Raw genomic sequence first — 18,302 nt, forward strand, 5'->3', positions numbered from 1 at the left:
TTCCCACCCTATTCGGGTGGGCAATCCGGCACTGTGTTAACTACTCATGCGTTCGTCATGGCACAAGACCGGCCCCGTTCCGGGTGAACGGGGCCGGTCCTGCCACACCTCCGTCACCGGCGCCGATGGCACCGCAGTGCGTTCCGCGGGCCCGGTCCCCTTCCGGACATCCTGCCGGATGCCGTCGCTCCGGGCGCGCGGTTCGCGGCCCGTACGGGTGAGGCCAGCGGATGTCCGGAAAGGAGCACCGCCGCGGATCCGGCCGCGCGCGGAACGGCCATGGACGTACCGGTGAGAGTCACGGGCACAGTCTCGTCGCTGCACCGCTCGGATCTGATCGACACGCCGTAGGCGAACAGGTCATGCGGGGTGTCGGCGGCACCCCGCGACCGTGCACGGGCCGCCCCCGGTGGGCCGCCCGGTGCCGCCCCGTGCCGCCCCGTGCAGCCCCGTGCCGTCCCAGGTGGCGCCGCGCCGCCCGGCCGTCCCCGCGGCCCCCGGCCGGGCCGCGGCGCGGATCCGCCCCCGGTCCGGCGCCCGGCCGCCCCCGATCCGGCCGGATTCCGCCGCTCGGCCCTTCCCTCTTCCCCCTGCCCCCTTCCCCAGTCTCCCTTCCTCCGTCTCCCGTCTCCCCTCTCCCGTCTCCCGTCTCCCTTCCCCGGCCCCTTCCCGCGCCCCGGACCCCGCCTCCGTCCCTTGGGCCCGTCCGGCCGCACCGGAGAGCTCGGGCCGCGGGCCGGAGAGGACGGCCGCGGGCGGGCGGCCCGGCCGGAGGCGGTGTCAGGGCCGGTCGCGGGGGTGCCGGGACAGCCGGGGTGCAGATCCGGCCCAACCGGCGGAAGAGGTCGTCGGCGGGAGGTCCAGCGAGGTCGGCACCGGCGCCGGTAACGTCATGAGGGACGTTGGGACGCACACCACCGTGCCGTCCCATCCGCTATCGCGCCGAGGTGGAATGTGAAGGCGATCCGTCGATTCACCGTCCGACCCGTTCTCCCCGAACCCCTCCGCCCCCTGAGCGAGCTGGCGCGCAATCTGCGCTGGTCCTGGCACGCCGAGACCCGTGACCTGTTCCAGTCGGTGGACCCCGAGCGGTGGGCCGCGTCGGACGGCGACCCCGTACGGCTGCTGGGCGGGGTGCCGCCGCAGCGGCTCGCCGAACTGGCCGGGGACCGCCGCTTCCTGCGCCGCCTGACCGCGGCCGTCGACGAACTCGCCGACTACGTCCACGGCGACCGCTGGTACCAGGCGCAGCCCGCCGGGCTGCCGGCCGCCGTCGCCTACTTCTCGCCCGAGTTCGGCATCACGGCCGCCCTGCCCCAGTACTCGGGCGGCCTCGGCATCCTGGCCGGCGACCACCTGAAGTCCGCCAGCGACCTGGGCGTGCCGCTGATCGGGGTCGGCCTGCTGTACCGGCACGGCTACTTCCGGCAGACCCTGTCCCGGGACGGCTGGCAGCAGGAGCACTATCCCGTCCTCGACCCCAACGAGCTGCCGCTGGCCCTCCTGGAGGAGTCCGACGGGACACCCGCGCGGCTCTCCCTCGCCCTGCCCGGCGGGCGGGCGCTGCACGCCCGGATCTGGCTCGCCCAGGTCGGCCGGGTCCCGCTGCTGCTGTTGGACTCGGACGTCGAGGAGAACGACACGGCCGGACGCGGCGTCACCGACCGGCTCTACGGCGGCGGCAGCGAGCACCGGCTGCTGCAGGAGATGCTGCTCGGCATAGGAGGGGTCCGGGCGGTGCGCACGTACTGCCGGCTGACCGGTCACCCCGAACCGGAGGTGTTCCACACCAACGAGGGGCACGCCGGGTTCCTCGGGCTGGAGCGTATCGCCGAGCTGTGCGACCGGGGCCTCGACTTCGACTCCGCCCTGGAGGCGGCACGGGCCGGCACCGTCTTCACCACCCACACCCCCGTCCCCGCCGGCATCGACCGCTTCGACCGCACGCTGGTCGCCCGCCACTTCGGGCCCGACGCCGAACTCCCGCGCATCGACGTCGAGCGCGTGCTGCGGCTCGGTATGGAGACCTATCCGGGCGGTGAGCCCGCCCTGTTCAACATGGCCGTGATGGGCCTGCGCCTCGCGCAGCGCGCCAACGGGGTCTCCCTACTGCACGGCAACGTCAGCCGGGAGATGTTCTCCGGCCTGTGGCCCGGCTTCGACGCCGACGAGGTGCCCATCACCTCCGTCACCAACGGTGTGCACGCCCCCACCTGGGTCGCCCCCGAGGTGCTGCGGCTCGGTGCCCGGCGGGCCGGCGCGCAGCGCACCGAGGACGCCCTCACGGTGGGCGGCTCCGAGCGCTGGGACGCCGTCGCGGACATTCCCGACCAGGACGTCTGGGAGCTGCGCCGCAGCCTGCGCGAGCAGCTCGTCACCGAGGTGCGGGCCCGGCTGCGCGCCTCCTGGCGGCAGCGCGGCGCGGGCACCGCGGAGCTCTCCTGGATCGACCAGGTCCTCGACCCGGACGTGCTCACCATCGGCTTCGCCCGGCGCGTCCCCTCGTACAAGCGGCTGACGCTGATGCTGCGCGACCAGGAGCGGCTCACGGAGCTGCTGCTGCACCCCGAGCGGCCGGTGCAGATCGTCGTCGCGGGCAAGGCCCACCCGGCGGACGAGGGCGGCAAGCGGCTGATCCAGGAGCTGGTGCGGTTCGCCGACGACCCGAAGGTCCGCCACCGCATCGTCTTCCTGCCCGACTACGGCATGGCGATGGCGCAGAAGCTCTACCCCGGCTGCGACATCTGGCTGAACAACCCGCTGCGCCCGCTGGAGGCGTGCGGCACGAGCGGGATGAAGGCCGCCCTCAACGGCTGCCTCAACCTGTCCGTCCTGGACGGCTGGTGGGACGAGTGGTTCCAGCCCGACTTCGGCTGGGCGATCCCCACCGCGGACGGCGCCGCCACCGCCCCCGACCGCCGGGACGACATCGAGGCGGCCGCCCTGTACGACCTGCTGGAGCAGCGCATCACCCCGCGCTTCTACGAGCGCGGCCGGGCCGGGCTGCCGGAGCGGTGGATCGAGATGGTCCGCCAGACCCTCACCCTGCTCGGGCCGAAGGTGCTGGCCGGCCGCATGGTGCGGGAGTACGTGGAGCGGCTGTACCTGCCGGCCGCGCACGCCCACCGCGCGATGGACGCCGGTTCGGCGAGCGACCTGGCCGGGTGGAAGCGCCGGGTGCGCCAGGCCTGGCCGGCCGTCGCGGTGGACCACGTGGAGACGTCCGCGTCGACGGACACCGCCGAACTGGGCTCCACCCTCACCCTCCGGGTCCGGGTGCGCCTCGGCGAGCTCGCTCCGGACGACGTGGAGGTGCAGGCGGTGTCGGGCCGGGTGGACGGCGGGGACAGTCTGACCGACGCCTCGTCGACGGCCCTGAAGCCGGTCGGCGGCGGCCCCGACCTGGAGGGCCGCTGGTCCTACGAGGGCCCCCTCGCACTCAACCGGACCGGGCCCTTCGGCTACACGGTGCGGGTGCTGCCCACACACCCGCTGCTCGCCTCCGGCGCCGAACTGGGGCTGGTGGCCCTGCCGTCGGAGGAACTGGTGGAGGCGGCGGGAGTGCTGATGCGGTGACCCGGGCGCCGGCCGGGCCGGGGCGTCCGTGCCACGTCCCGGCCGGCGGGGCACACGCGTCCGCCCCGGTGGACCGGCCACCGGGGCGGACGCGGGGAGTGCTCGCCGGATCGGCGCGCTCCCCTCGTACGGGCTCACGGGCTCACGGGCTCGCGTGCTCGTGCGCTCACGGGCTCATGAGCTCACGGGCCTACGGGCCTGCGGGCCTACGGGCCTACGGGAAGGTCAGGCTCCAGCTGTTGATGTAGCCGGTGTCGTACCGCGCCTGGTCCTGGACCCGCAGCTTCCAGGTGCCGTTGGCGACCTCGCTGGAGGCGTTGACCGTGTAGGTCTCCTGGACGTTGTCGGCCGAGTCCCAGGCGCTGAAGTCCTTCAGCCGGTACGTCGAGCCGTCGGGGGCGACCAGGTCGATGACCAGGTCACCGCGCCAGGTGTGGATGATGTCCACGCCGACCTGGAGGTTGGAGGGCGCGTTGCCGCTGACGCCGGAGACGGTGATCGACGAGGTGACCGCCGAGCCGTAGTCCGGGATGGACACGTCGCTGGTGTTCTCGAACGACGTGCCGCCACCGCCGCCACCGGAACGCGAGCCGACCGCGACGGCCGCCCACGCGTCCTGCACCGCCTTGTACTCGGTGCTGGTGGTGCCGTACAGCTCACCGGCCACGGCCAGGGTGCCGGTGCGGGCGCCCGCGTAGTTGGTGTTCGAGCTGAACTTGGTGGTGAGCGCCTTGAACCAGATCTGCTCCGCCTTGGCGCGGCCGATGCCGGTCACCGGAAGGCCGTCCGCGGTGGGCGAGTTGTAGGTGACACCGTTGATGACCTTGGTGCCGCTGCCCTCGCTGAGCAGGTAGAAGAAGTGGTTCGCGGGGCCGGAGGAGTAGTGCACGTCGATGTTGCCGATACCGGAGTACCAGTTGTCCTTCGACGCGCCGTCCTTGCTCGGCTTGTCCATGTAGCGCAGCGGCGTGCCGTTGCCGTTGATGTCGATCTTCTCGCCGATGAGGTAGTCACCGACGTCGCTGGAGTTGTTGGCGTAGAACTCGACCGACGTGCCGAGGATGTCGGACGTGGCCTCGTTCAGACCACCGGACTCGCCGCTGTAGACCAGCTTCGCGGTGGCTGCGGTCAGACCGTGGGTCATCTCGTGGCCGGCCACGTCGAGGGAGGTGAGCGGCTTGGAGTTGCCCGAGCCGTCGCCGTAGGTCATGCAGAAGCAGCTGTCCGACCAGAAGGCGTTGACGTAGTTGTTGCCGTAGTGGACCCGGGAGTACGCGCCGACGCCGTCACCGCGGATGCCGTTGCGGCCGTGCACGTTCTTGTAGTAGTCCCAGGTCATCGCCGCGCCGTAGTGGGCGTCGGCGCCGGCCGACTCCAGGTTCGACGGGCTGCCGTTGCCCCAGACGTCGTCGGAGCCGGAGAACAGCGTGCCGGTGCCGGACGAACCGTGGTTGAGGTTGTACGTCTTGTGGCCGCCGCGCGCGCCGTCGGTGAGGTTGTACGTCGACCCCGACTGGGTCGTGGTCAGCGGGACGGTGCCGCTGTAGACGGTGTTGCCGGTGCCGGTCTCGACGGCCTCCCACTCGAACAGCTTGGCCCCGGAGGTGGCGTCGGTGACGACGTGCAGCTCCTGCGGGGTGCCGTCGTGCTGGAAGCCGCCGACGACCGTCTCGTAGGCGAGGGCCGGCTTGCCGGTCGCGGCCCAGATCACCTTGCGCGGCGCCTTGTTGACGTCCGGGCTCTTGGCGCGCTCGGCCTTGGCGGCGCTCAGCGCCTGCTTCTCGGCGTGGCCCGAGGTGACCGACGGGGTGACCGAGGCGACCTTGATGGCGGCCCGCGTCGCCTTCACGACGCCCTCGCGGGTGCCGTCCTTCGCGGTGGAGACGATCATGTCGCCGCCGAGGACGGGGAGACCGCCGTAGGTGCGCTCGTAGCGGGTGTGGACCGTGCCGTCGCGGTCCTGGACCACGTCGCGGACGACCAGCTTCTCCTTGGCGCCGAGGCCGAGTGCGCGGGCGGTGTCCGCCCGGCCGGAGTCGGCCTCCCGCATCAGCTCGGCCCGCTGCGAGGCGCTGAGCTTGGCCGGAAGGGCGCCCGGGTCGACCTTGCCGAGAGCCGGGGCGGCCTGGGGTGCCGCGGCGGCCGCGCCCACCTGGACGGCGGCGGCCAGGAGCGCGGAGACGCCGACGAGGGCGACGGCCGCGGCCTTACGGGTGTGGGAGGTGCGTCTGTGGGCGGAACTGCTGCTCAACACTGACTCCTTCTGCGGGCCGCGGGTCGCGCGGCCGGGGGAGACCGGGCGGCGGGTGGGCCGACCGGGCAGAACGGTGCGGTGCGGATACCACGTGCGTCAGAGCTGCCTCATCACCCACAGCGGGAGTCCGTCTGGACGTGGGGTTGCTGTGGGGTGACCTTGGGAAGAGTGGCAGGAGACCCAGGCTCCTGTCAGGAGCGCGTCAAAAGGTTGGCTGGAAATCGTCCGCTGGCCGGGAATGGCCGTCCGATATCCGGATCAATCGGGAGCAGGCGCCCCGACGGCGCCCCGCCGGGGAAGGGATCCCTCGTCGTGCCAGGTCCGCCAGAGCCGCGCATAGGGCCCGTCCGCGGTCAGCAACTCCTCATGCGTGCCCAGTTCGGCGATCCGCCCGTCCTCCATCACCGCCACCCGGTCGGCGTCGTGCGCGGTGTGCAGCCGGTGCGCGATCGCGATGACCGTGCGCCCCCGCAGCACCGCCGCCAGCGCCCGCTCGGCGTGCCGGGCCGTCGCCGGGTCCAGCAGGGCCGTCGCCTCGTCGAGGACCAGCGTGTGCGGATCGGCGAGAACCACCCGGGCCAGGGCCAGTTGCTGCGCCCGGGCCCCGTCCACCCGGACGCCCCCGGCGCCCGGACCCGCGCCTGCTCCGGCTCCCACCTCCGTGTCCAGGCCGTCCGGCAGGGCGCGCACCCATCCGTCGGCCCCGACCACGGCCAGCGCCTGCCACAACTCCTCGTCCCCGGCGCCCGGATCAGCCAGGCGCAGGTTGTCCCGGACGGTGCCGAGGAACACATGGTGCTCCTGGGTGACCAGCACGACCTGCCGGCGCAGGCGCTCCGGGCCGAGCGAGGCCACCGGCACCCCGCCCACCGTGACCGCGCCCTCGCCCGGTGCGTCGACCCCCGCCAGCAGCCGGCACAAGGTCGTCTTGCCCGCCCCGGACGGACCCACCACCGCCAGCCGCTCCCCGGGGCGCACGCTCAGGTCCACCCCGCACAGGACCTCGCCGCCGTGGTCGTACCAGAAGCGCACCCCGGTCACGTCGATCCGGTCGTGCGCCGGTTCCGGCGGCTCGGGCCCCAACGCCCCCGGCGCCCCGGCGGCCAGTCCCTCGACCCGTGCGAACGAGGCGCCGCTGGCCTGAAGTTGCTCCATCCGCATCAGGATCTGGTCCAGCGGATCGGCGAACCGGTACAGGTACAGCGCCGCCGCCACGACCGCACCCAGGCTCACCGCGCCCCGCGCGTGCAGCACCCCGCCCAGCAGCAGCACGCCCGCCACCGGCAGCACGTACGTCACCTCCACCGCCGGGAAGAACACCGAGCGCAGGAACAGGGTCCGCTCGCGGGCCCGCCGCAGCTCCTCCAGCGCCTCCCGGCTCGCCGCCGTCCGCCGCGCGCCCAGCCCGAACGCCTCCACCGTGCGCGCCCCGGACGCCGTCGCGCCGAGGATCTCCGCGACCCGCGAAACGGCCGCGCCCTCCGCCAGGTAGCCGTCCCGCGCCCGCCGCAGATACCAGCGCAGCACCCCGTGCACCGGCACCAGGCACAGCAGCCCCGCCGCGCCGAGCACCGGGTCGACGGCGAACAGCGCGCCGAGCACGAACACCGCCTGCACGGTGCTGACCAGCAGGTCCGGACCCACGTCGCGGAGCGTCGTGCCGACCGCGGCGACATCGGCGGTGCCGCGCGCGGTGAGGTCCCCGGTGCCGGCCCGCTCCACCGCCGACACCGGCAGGGCCAGGGCCCGGTCCACGAACTCCTCCCGCACCCGGGCCAGGGTCCGCTCCCCGAACCGGTGCCCCACGAGGCGGGCCCAGCGCGCCAGCAGCAGCTGGGCCAGCGCGCACAGCAGGATGCCGAGCGCCAGCCGGTCCACGACCGCCACTCCCGCGCCGCCCCGCACCTCGTCCACGATCCGCCCCACCAGCCAGGGCCCCGCGGTCCCGGCCGCGGCCGCCGCCGCGTTCAGGGCCAGCACGGCGGCGAAGGCCCGCCCGTCCGCCCGGACCAGCCGCAGCGCAGCCCGGCGCACCTCGGCCGGCCCGGCCACCGGAAGCTGCCCTGCGCTCATCCCACGGCCTCCTCGTCGCTCCTCGCCACCAGCGCCCGGTACCCCGGCTCGCCCTCCAGCAGTTCGGTGTGCGTCCCGGTGGCCACGACCCTGCCGTCGGCCAGGTAGTGCACGGTGTCGGCCCGGCCGAGCACCAGCGGCGACGTACTCGTCACCACGGTGGTACGGCCCCGGCGGGCGTCCCTCAGCCGCTCGGCGACCCGCTCCTCGGTGTGCGCGTCCAGCGCCGAGGTGGGCTCCGCGGCCAGCAGCACCTCCGGATCGGCCAGCAGGGCACGCGCCAGGCGCACCCGCTGGCGCTGGCCGCCGGAGAGGTTGCGGCCCTGCGGGTCGATCAGCGAGCCGAGGCCGTCGGGCAGGGCGTGCACGACGTCGTCCGCGGCGGCCGCGTACAGCGCCCGGTCCACGTCGGCCTCCGTCGTCCACCGGTCCGCCGCGTCCCGCGGACCGGGCACGGGCGCCCGCGCGGACCCGTCCGGCCCGCCCGCGCCCGCCCTGCCGCGCGGCGCACCCGCGGCGCCGTGCCACGGGCCTGCGGCCTCGCGCGGCGCGGCTCCGGCTCCGCGCGGGACTCCCGTGCCGCGGCGCGACGCCGCCCACGCCCCCCTCGCCGTGCCCCCCGCCATGTCCGGGGCGCCGGGGCCCGCGGCCCGCGGCGACGTACCGCGCCCCGGCCGCCCCGGCGGCCGCTGCGCGCCGAGCACGTCGGCGAGCGGCCCGGTGAAGAGGTCCGCCTCGGGGTCGGCGAGCAGGATGCGCGAGCGGACCGCCGGCAGGGGCACCTCGGCCAGCGGCACGCCGCCCCAGGTGACCGACGACGGCGTGTAGCGGCCCAGGCGTTCGAGGACACCGGCGGCATCGGCCGGGTGGGCCGACGCCAGGGCCGTGAGACCGCCGGGCCGCACGGTCACGCCCGACGCGGGGTCGGCCAGCACGGACGGCCCCGCGGGGGCGACGGCCGTGCCCGACGGGGCGTCCGGCTCCAGGCGCAGGAATCCCGCCACCCGGTCCGCGGCCACCAGGGCACGGCTGATCTGCCCGCCGCACTCCACCAGGAACGCCACCGGCCACATCAGGGCCGCCACATAGCCGTAGACGGACACCAGGTCGCCCACCGAGATCTCGCCGCGCACCGCCAGCCGCGCCCCGAGCCACGTCACCACCGCCAGGAACAGCACCGGCAGACCCGCCCCGAGCCCCTCCAGCCAGCTGGTCACCGCACCCACCCGGTAGCCCTGCTCCCGCAGCCGCGCCGAGTCGCGCCGGAAGGCGGCCGCGAACAGGTCCTTGCCACCGAGGCCGCCCAGCACCCGCAGGCCGCCCGCGAGGTCGGCGATCCGGGCGGTCAGCGCGCCCTGCCGCTCGCGGTAGCCGGACTCCCGGCCCTGCAGACGCCGCATCAGCGGTCCCACCAGCAGCGCCAGCACCGGCACCCCGAGCAGCACCACCACGGCCAGCGGCCCGGACACCGACAGCAGCAGGGCCGCCACCGCGGCGACGGCGACCAGCGCCCCGAGCCCCGGCCCCACCGCCGTCAGCGACGTGGCGACGGTCTGTACGTCGCCCACGCCGATGGTGACCACCTCGCCGGCCCCGGTCCGCCGCGACAGCGCGGCACCGAGCCGCACCGCGTGGTCGACGAGGACCTTCACGGTGCGGAAGTGGGCGTCCATCCGCATCCGGGTCATGGTGCGGTGCCGCAGCATCCCGAGCCAGGCGTTCACCGCGCCCACCCCGACCAGGGCCGCGCACCATCCGGCGAGCGCCCCGCGGTCGCCGGCCGCCAGGCCCTCGTCGACCGCCCGCGCCATCAGGTACGGCGTCGCGGCCAGCCCCACCATCCACACGCTGGCGAGCACCGCCCCGGCCACCGAACGGCCGGGCTGGCAGGCCACCAGCCACCACAGGTAGCGGGCCGCGCTGCGGCGGTCGGGCTCACCCGGGTCCGCGTGGGCGTCGACCGGCACCCGCCGTGGTCCCACCCCGGACGCCACCGCGGCCGGTCCGGCAGCGGACATCCGCCCGGCCGGCCGGGCCGCGGACGTCCGCCCGGCCGGTCCGGCCCCCGCCCGTCCCGTCGTACCGGGCCGTCGCGCTCCGGGCCGTCGTGACGGCCGTGTCATACGAGACTGTCGCGCCACGCGCGGTGCAGTGCGGCGAACCGGCCGGTGCCGGCGACGAGCTCGGCGGGCGTACCGTCCTCCACGATCCGGCCGCCGTCCATCACCAGCACCCGGTCGGCGATCTCCACCGTGGACAGCCGGTGTGCGATCACCACCGCCGTACGGCCCTTCAGCACCGTCGCCATCGCGCGCTGCACCGCCCGCTCCCCGGGGATGTCCAGTGAGCTGGTGGCCTCGTCCAGGATCAGTACCGCCGGGTCGGCCAGCAGCGCCCGTGCGAAGGACACCAGCTGGCGCTGGCCCGCGGAGATCCGGCCGCCGCGCTTGCGGACGTCGGTGTCGTAGCCGTCGGGCAGGGAGCCGATGAAGTCGTGCGCGCCGATCGCCTTCGCCGCCCGCTCGATCTCCTCGCGGGTCGCGTCCGGGCGGCCGATCGCGATGTTCTCGGCGACCGTGCCGGAGAACAGGAACGCCTCCTGGGTCACCATCACCACCCCGCGCCGCAGTTCGGGCACGGCCAGGTCGCGCAGGTCCACGCCGTCCAGCAGGACCCGCCCGTCGGTCGGGTCGTAGAACCGGGCGAGCAGCTTCGCCAGCGTCGACTTGCCCGCGCCGGTCGAACCGACCACGGCGACGGTCTGTCCGGCCGGCAGGGTCAGGTCGAAGCGGGGCAGCACCTCGCCGCCGGTGCGGTAGGCGAACCGGACCCCGTCGAACACCACCTCGCGGCCGGGCAGGCCGCTCCGCCGCGCGGGCAGCTCCCGGGGCTCGGCCGGCTCCGGCACCGTCGGCGTCTGCGCCAGCAGCCCGGCGATCTTCGTCAGCGAGGCGGCCGCCGACTGGTAGGAGTTGAGGAACATGCCGAGCCGGTCGATCGGGTCGTACAGCCGTCGCAGGTACAGCACCGAGGCCGCCAGCACCCCGAGCGCCAGCGAGCCGTCGGCCACCCGCCAGGCACCCCACAGCACGATCAGGGCCACGGCCGTGTTCGCCACCAGCCGGGAGCCGACCACATAGCGGGCCATCTCCAGCAGCGCGTCCCCGTTGGTGCGCTCGTGGTGCCCGTTCAGCACCCGGAAGCCCGCGTCGTTGACCGCCTCGCGGCGGAAGGCGCGCACCGGGCGGATGCCGTTCATCGTCTCCACGAACTTCACGATCAGCCGCGCGATCGCGGTCGAACGCTCCTCGTACACCCGGGCCGCCCGCCGCTGGTACAGCCGCACCAGCGCGTACAGCGGCCCGAACGACGCCACCGCGACCGCGCCCAGCCCCAGGTCCAGCCAGAGCAGCAGCGCGGAGATGTAGACGAACGACAGCACCACCGTCACGAGTTCCTGCAGGCCCTCGTCCAGCAGCTCGCGCAGCGACTCCACGTCCGTGGTGGAGCGGGAGATCAGCCGGCCCGAGGTGTACCGCTCGTGGAAGTCGACGCTGAGCGCCTGCGCGTGACGGAAGATCCGGCCGCGCAGGTCCAGCAGCACGTCCTGGCTGACCCGCGCGGAGGCGACGATGAACGCGTACTGCAGCACGCCCGAGGCCAGCGCGCTCAGCGCACCGCCCACCGCCACCACGACCAGCGGACCCCGGTCGTCCGCGCGGAAGGCGGGCACGGCCTCGTCGATGGCGTACGCCACCAGCAGCGGGCCCGCCTGGACCGCGGCCTGCTGGAGCAGCAGGAGCAGCACCGTCAGCGCGACCCTGCCCTTCAGGGGCACGAGCAGCGAACGCAGCAGGGCGCCGACCGCACCCGGCGGGGCGGGCAGGGTGTCGCTGTCGAAGGGGTCGCCGGGGCCGCCGGGGTCGCCGGAACCGCCGGGGCCGCCGGGCCGGCCGGGGTCCTCCTCGGCGGGCTCCCGCGTCCCGGTGCCGGCGGCGGTCACCGTCATACCTGGGCCTCCTCGTCCGCTCCGGACATCAGGTGCGCGTACTCGGCGTTGCCGCGCAGCAGTTCGTGGTGGGTGCCGACGGCGGTGACCCGCCCGCCGGAGAGCAGGGCGACCCGGTCGGCGAGCAGTACCGTGGACGGCCGGTGGGCGACGATCAGGGCCGTGGTGTCGGTGAGGACCCGGCGCAGCGCGGCCTCCACCGCGGCCTCCGTGTGCACGTCCAGCGCCGACAGGGGGTCGTCCAGGACCAGGTAGCGCGGCCGGCCGACCACCGCCCGTGCCAGGGCGAGCCGCTGCCGCTGCCCCCCGGAGAGGCTCAGCCCCTGCTCGCCGACCTGGGTGTCGGTGCCCTGGGGGAGGGCGTGCGCGAAGTCCGCCTGGGCGATGCCGAGGGCCCGCGCGAGGTCCTCGTGCCCGGCGTCCTCGCCCGCGCCCATCAGCACGTTCTCGCCGACGCTCGCCGAGAACAGGGTGGGCTCCTCGAACGCGACCGAGATCAGCGCGCGCAACTCCTGCCGGGGCAGGGCGGTGATGTCCACGCCGTCGACGGTGATCCGGCCGCCGGTGAGCTCGTGCAGGCGGGGGACGAGGGCGGTGAGCGTGGTCTTGCCGCTGCCGGTGGCGCCGACCAGGGCCATCGACTCGCCGGGTCTGATGTGCAGGTCCACCCGGTCCAGGACGGGCGGCGCCCCGGCGGGGGCGTCGGGGTAGCGGAACGTCACCCCGTGGAAGCGGAGTCCGTCGTTCCCGGCGGGCCCGGCCGGGTGCCCGGCCCGGTGCCCGGAAGGGGGGCGCCCGGCGGAGCGCGTGCCCCGGGTCCCGGCGGGGGGCGCGGTCGCGGTTCCGCCGGCGTCCTCCGGCCGAGCGTCCATCACCTCGAAGTACCGTTCGGTGGCGGTCGCCGCCTCCTGGCTCATCGCGAGCAGGAAGCCGATGGAGTCGACGGGCCAGCGCAGGGCCAGCGCCGTGGACAGGAACGCCACCAGCGTGCCCGCGGACAGCCCGCCGTCCGCGACCCGTACGGTGCCCAGCACCAGCGCGGCGCCGATGGCCAGCTCCGGCAGGGTGACGATGACCGCCCAGATCGTCGCCAGCAGCCGGGCCTTGTGCAGTTCGGTGCCGCGCAGGGTGCGGGACAGGTCGCGGAAGGCGCGGGCCTGGCTGCGGTGCCGGCCGAAGCCCTTGACGATGCGGACGCCGAGGACGCTCTCCTCCACCACCGTGGTCAGGTCGCCGACCTGGTCCTGGGCGCGCCGGGCCACCAGGGCGTAGCGCTTCTCGAAGACGACGCAGGTGACGATCACGGGCACGGTCGGGATCAGGATGACCAGGCCGAGGACGAGGTCCTGGGCCAGCATGATGATCACGCCGACCAGGATCGTCACCCCGTTGACCAGGAGGAAGGTCAGCGGGAACGCGAGGAACATGCGCAGCAGCATCAGGTCGGTGGTGCCGCGCGACAGCAGCTGGCCCGAGGCCCACCGGTCGTGGAAGGACACCGGCAGGCGCTGGAGATGCCGGTAGAGGTCGGCCCGCATCGCCGCCTCCACCCCCGACAGCGGCCTCGCCACCAGCCACCGCCGGAAGCCGAACAGCAGGGCCTCGGCGATCCCGAGCAGCAGCAGGTACAGCGCGCCCAGCCACACGCCCGCCGGGTCGCGGCCGGCGACGGGCCCGTCCACCACCCACTTCAGCACCAGCGGGATGACGAGTCCCACGCAGGAGGCGGTCACCGCGACGAACGCGGCCGTGAACAGCCGGACGCGGACGGGCCGGACGTACGGCCACAGACGCAGCAGGCTGCGGACGGTGGAGCGGTCCTGGGAGGTTGCACGTGTCGTGGACATCAGCAGCGAGCCTACGGTTCACCACTGACACTGCCTACCGAGTTTCGGCCCGGCCGCCCTCGGCCGTCGGTCCTACGACCCGGCCCACGACCCGGCCCACGACCCGGCCCACGACCCGGCCCACGACCCGGCCCACGACCCGGCCCACGACCCGGCCCACGACCCGGCCTGTGCCCCGTTCTCCGGCGCCGTTCTCCCGCCCCGTCCCCCGGGCCCGTCCTCCGGGCCCCGGTCCGGTGCCTGCTCCCCGCCTGCTCCCCGCCTGTTCGGGGCCCGCTCGGTTTCCGCTCCGCGTCCGCCCGGTGTCGGTTCGGGGGCGGGGCCGGCCCCGCCCGGGGCATCCCCTCCGGGGCGGTCAGCGCGCCTTCAGCAGCAGCACCGACCGCGCGGGGACGGTGACCGGCTCACCCGCCCGGTGCATCACCCCGGGGGCCGCGTCCTGCTCCTCCCGGGAGGTGTCGACGACGAGTTCGTAGTGCTCCGCCCACGGCGGGCCCGGCAGCACGAACGGCGCCGGGCGGTCGCCGGCGTGCAGGACCGCGAGGAAGCTGTCGTCGAGGACCGGCACGCCCCGCTCGTCGCGGCCCGGGATGTCCCGGCCGGACAGGTACATGGCCAGCGTGGCCGCGGGCGCGTACCAGTCCCCCTCCGTCATCTCGGTGCCCCGGCCGGTGAACCAGGCCAGGTCCCGCAGCCCGTCCGCCGAGTGCGGCCGCCCCGAGAAGAACGCCCGCCGGCGCAGCACCGGATGGCGGTGGCGCAGTGCGATCAGCCGGCACGTCAGCTCGTACAGCGCCTTCCAGCCGGGGTCCGCGAGCAGCGACCAGTCCACCCAGCCGGTCTCGTTGTCCTGGCAGTAGGCGTTGTTGTTGCCGTGCTGGGTGCGCCCCAGCTCGTCCCCTGCGACCAGCATCGGCACGCCCGTGGACAGCAGCAGCGTGGACAGCAGGTTCCGCAGCTGACGCCGCCGCAGCGCGCGCACCTCCTCGTCGTCGGTGTCGCCCTCGGCGCCGCAGTTGACGGAGCGGTTGTCGTCGGTGCCGTCCCGGTTGTCCTCGCCGTTGGCCTCGTTGTGCTTGCGCTCGTACGACACGAGGTCCCGCAGCGTGAAACCGTCGTGCGCGGTGACGAAGTTGACCGAGGCGTAGGGGCGGCGGCCGCCCCAGGCGTACAGGTCGCTGGACCCGGAGAGCCGGTAGCCGAGATCGCGCACGTCGGGCAGCGCGCCCCGCCAGAAGTCCCGTACGGCGTCGCGGTAGCGGTCGTTCCACTCCGTCCACAGCGGCGGGAACCCGCCGACCCGGTAGCCGCCGGAGCCGACGTCCCACGGCTCGGCGATCAGCTTCACCCGCCGCAGCACCGGGTCCTGCGCGATCACCGCGAGGAACGGGGACAGCATGTCGACGTCGTGCATCGAGCGGGCCAGCGCGGCCGCCAGGTCGAAGCGGAAGCCGTCCACCCCCATCTCCGTCACCCAGTAGCGCAGGGAGTCGGTGACGAGCCGCAGCACCTGCGGCTGGACCACGTGCAGGGTGTTGCCGCAGCCGGTGTAGTCGGCGTACCGGCGGGCGTCCTGCTGCAGCCGGTAGTAGCCGCGGTTGTCGATGCCCTTCAGCGACAGCGTCGGACCCAGCTCGCCCGCCTCGGCGGTGTGGTTGTACACCACGTCCAGGATGACCTCGATGCCGGCCGCGTGCAGTGCCCGCACCATCCGCTTGAACTCGCCGACCTGCTGCCCGGCGGTGCCGGAGGCGGCGTAGGCGGCGTGCGGGGCGAAGTAGCCGACGGAGTTGTAGCCCCAGTAGTTGCGCAGGCCCCGGCGCAGCAGATGGTCCTCGTGGGCGAACTGGTGCACGGGCAGCAGCTCCACCGCCGTGACGCCGAGACGGGTCAGGTGCTCGACCGCCGCCGGGTGCGCCAGCCCGGCGTAGGTGCCGCGCAGCTCGGGCGGCACGCCGGGGTGCAGCCGGGTGAAGCCGCGCACGTGCAGCTCGTAGATCACCGAGTCCGCCCACGGGGTCTTCGGCCGGCGGTCGTCCGCCCAGTCGTCGTCATCATGGACGACGACGCCCTTGGGGACGTACGCGGCGGAGTCGCGGTCGTCGCGGACGGTGTCGGCGACGTGCTGCTGCGGCCAGTCGCGGACGTGCCCGTACAGTTCGGGCGCCAGCCCGCCGGGCCCGAAGTCGCCGTCCACCGCGCGGGCGTACGGGTCGAGGAGCAGCTTGGCCGGGTTCCAGCGGGCGCCGGTCCAGGGGTCCCAGCGGCCGTGCACCCGGTAGCCGTAGCGCTGGCCGGGCAGCACTCCCGGCACGAAGCCGTGCCAGATCTCGTGCGTCAGCTCCGTCAGCCGGGCCCGGGTCTCCCGGCCCTCCTCGTCGAACAGGCACAGCTCGACGGCCTCGGCGCCGCCGGCCCACAACGCGAAGTTGGTGCCCGCCACCCGGCCGGGACCGGCCCGGAACCGGGCGCCCAGCGGGGTGGACGACCCCGGCCACACGGGCACGGCGGGGACCGGGGACCCGCGCCTGGCGGGGGCCCCCTCGACGACGGCCGCCGCCCGCCCGTCCTGGACGGCCACCGTCTCCTGCTCGGCTGCGCTCGACACCTGTCGGCCTCCCGCGGCTCGTGGCGCGACACGGAAAAGGGCGCGCCGGCCCACGCCCTCGCCTCGGCTCGTGTCGTCCCTTTCCCCTGTTCTGCCCACCGCTCGGGTCGCACTCACGTTTCCCCGGGGCGGGGCGCGTCGTTGGGCACCCATGTGAGGCATGCACAAGGGCGCGCACGGCGCGCGGGGGCCGCACTGGCCGCCGTACTGACATGGGCGGGACTGCTGGCCGGGGCGGCCGGCTGCACGGGCGGCGGCGGGCTGGACGGCATGTTCGGCAAGCCCCGGGCCCCCGAGGACGCCATCCGCGTCACCCCGCGGGACGGCAGTACGGCCGTACGGCCCGACGCGCCGCTGTCGGTGCGGGTGCCGGACGGGCGGCTGGAGTCGGTGAAGGTGGTGGTGTCGCAGGACGCGCAGGAGTCGGAGGTGCCCGGCCGGATCTCCGCGGACGGGCTGAGCTGGCGGCCGGCCGCCGCCCGGCTCGCGCTGGCCGCCAGGTACAGCGTCGACGTGGTCGCCCTGGACGGCCACGGCCGCCGCTCCGCCCGGCACACCACCTTCACCACCCACGTCCCCGAGGAGCGGTTCATCGGGTACGTCAGCCCCGAGGACCGGGCCACGGTCGGCACCGGAATGATCGTCTCCGTGGAGTTCAACCGGGAGATCACCGACCGGGCCGCGGTGGAGCGGGCCGTGCGGGTGACCGCGAGCCCGCCGGTGGAGATCCGCCCGCACTGGTTCGGCACCGCCCGGCTCGACTTCCGGCCCGAGCAGTACTGGAAACCCGGCACCGAGGTCACCGTGGAACTGCGGCTGCGCGACGTGGAGGGCGCGCCCGGCGTCTACGGACTCCAGCACAAGACCCTCGGCTTCACCGTCGGCCGCAGCCAGGTCTCGGTCGTGGACGCGGCCCGCCACACCATGGAGGTGCGGCGCGACGGCGCGCTGCTGGCGACCGTGCCGATCACCGCGGGCGCCCCGAAGACCACCACGTACAACGGCAAGATGGTGATCACCGAGATGTTCGAGGTGACCCGGATGAACGGCGCCACGGTCGGCTTCACGAAGAAGGACGGCAAGGGCGAGTACGACATCCCCGACGTGCCGCACGCCATGCGGCTGACCGAGTCCGGCACCTTCCTGCACGGCAACTACTGGGCGGACGACTCCGTCTTCGGCAGCACCAACGTCAGTCACGGCTGCGTCGGGCTGCGCGACGTGCAGGGCGGCGGCGGGGAGACCCCGGCGGGCTGGTTCTTCGACCGCAGCCTCGTCGGGGACGTCGTCGAGGTCGTCCGCAGCAAGGACAAGAAGGTCGCCCCCGACAACGGCCTCGGTGGCTGGAACATGGGATGGCGCGAGTGGAAGGCGGGCAGCGCGGTGGGCGGCTGAGACACGGGGCGGTCGCGGGGCCGGGCCGGGGCACGGCGGGGGGCGCCCGGGGAGGCCGCCCGGACCGTCCCCGTACGGAATCCGCCCCGGCCGTCTCGGTACCGGGTCCGTCGCGGCCGTCTCGGTACCGGTCCGTCCCGGCCGTCCCCGTACCTGATCCACCCCGGCCGCTCCCCCGGCCCCGGTGCCTGCCCGGCCGCTCCGGCTCCCGCTCCGGTTCCGGCTGCCGCTCCGGTTCCGGCTCCCGCTGCCGCTCCGGCTCCCGCTCCGGTTCCGGCTGCCGCTCCGGTTCCGGCTCCCGCTGCCGCTCCGGCTCCCGCTTTCGCTTCCGCTGCCGCTCCGGCTCCCGCTCCGGCTCCCGCTTTCCAGGGGGCTTCCCCCTCCTCCCCGCCGGACGAGCCGCCGGCACCGGGCCGTTTGGGACCGAACGGTGACCATCACGCGACCCGGATGCTCCTGACCCGCTGGTTAATATGCGCCGACGTGTGCACGGGACACGCGGACGCGGGCCCGCTCGGGCCCAGGGGGAGGGGAGTACGA

The 18,302-nt window shown here is 74.7% G+C and carries 8 protein-coding genes; 2 read left to right on the forward strand and 6 right to left on the reverse strand.

From position 1 onward, the window contains the following. The first annotated feature begins 954 nt into the window (after positions 1 to 954). A complete protein-coding gene (locus AC5K6T_RS27165) occupies positions 955 to 3,576 on the forward strand; it encodes a glycosyltransferase family 1 protein (protein WP_493213093.1) in 2,622 nt (873 codons plus the stop codon). 214 nt (positions 3,577 to 3,790) lie between these two features. On the opposite strand, the gene AC5K6T_RS27170 is transcribed toward AC5K6T_RS27165, so the two are convergent. The 6 genes from AC5K6T_RS27170 to glgX form a co-directional block, all read right to left on the reverse strand. Next, entirely contained in the window at positions 3,791 to 5,827 is a 2,037-nt protein-coding gene (locus AC5K6T_RS27170; RefSeq protein WP_493213095.1) for a M4 family metallopeptidase, read from the reverse strand. A gap of 261 nt (positions 5,828 to 6,088) precedes the next feature. Further along, positions 6,089 to 7,903 carry an ABC transporter ATP-binding protein gene (locus tag AC5K6T_RS27175; protein WP_493213096.1) on the reverse strand — a complete coding sequence of 605 codons (1,815 nt, stop codon included), beginning with the start codon at positions 7,901 to 7,903 and terminating at the stop codon, positions 6,089 to 6,091. Further along, a complete protein-coding gene (locus AC5K6T_RS27180) occupies positions 7,900 to 9,870 on the reverse strand; it encodes an ABC transporter transmembrane domain-containing protein (protein ID WP_493213098.1) in 1,971 nt (656 codons plus the stop codon). Before AC5K6T_RS27180 ends, AC5K6T_RS27175 begins: the two co-directional genes overlap by 4 nt. Before the next feature lie 152 nt (positions 9,871 to 10,022). Then, positions 10,023 to 11,912 (reverse strand): ABC transporter ATP-binding protein, encoded by a 1,890-nt coding sequence (locus tag AC5K6T_RS27185; RefSeq protein ID WP_493213099.1) that lies wholly within the window; start codon positions 11,910 to 11,912, stop codon positions 10,023 to 10,025. Then, positions 11,909 to 13,759, reverse strand: a complete 1,851-nt coding sequence (locus AC5K6T_RS27190; RefSeq protein ID WP_493213101.1) for an ABC transporter ATP-binding protein — start codon at positions 13,757 to 13,759, stop codon at positions 11,909 to 11,911. The genes AC5K6T_RS27185 and AC5K6T_RS27190 overlap by 4 nt, the downstream gene beginning before the upstream one ends. 355 nt (positions 13,760 to 14,114) lie before the next feature. After that, positions 14,115 to 16,367 carry a glycogen debranching protein GlgX gene (gene glgX / locus AC5K6T_RS27195; RefSeq protein WP_493213103.1) on the reverse strand — a complete coding sequence of 751 codons (2,253 nt, stop codon included), beginning with the start codon at positions 16,365 to 16,367 and terminating at the stop codon, positions 14,115 to 14,117. Between the two features lie 153 nt (positions 16,368 to 16,520). Between glgX and AC5K6T_RS27200 the strand changes: the two genes are divergently transcribed. After that, positions 16,521 to 17,762, forward strand: a complete 1,242-nt coding sequence (locus AC5K6T_RS27200; RefSeq protein ID WP_493213105.1) for a L,D-transpeptidase — start codon at positions 16,521 to 16,523, stop codon at positions 17,760 to 17,762. The last annotated feature ends 540 nt before the right edge of the window (positions 17,763 to 18,302 follow it).

This window comes from Streptomyces sp. B8-7 (genome assembly GCF_058833805.1).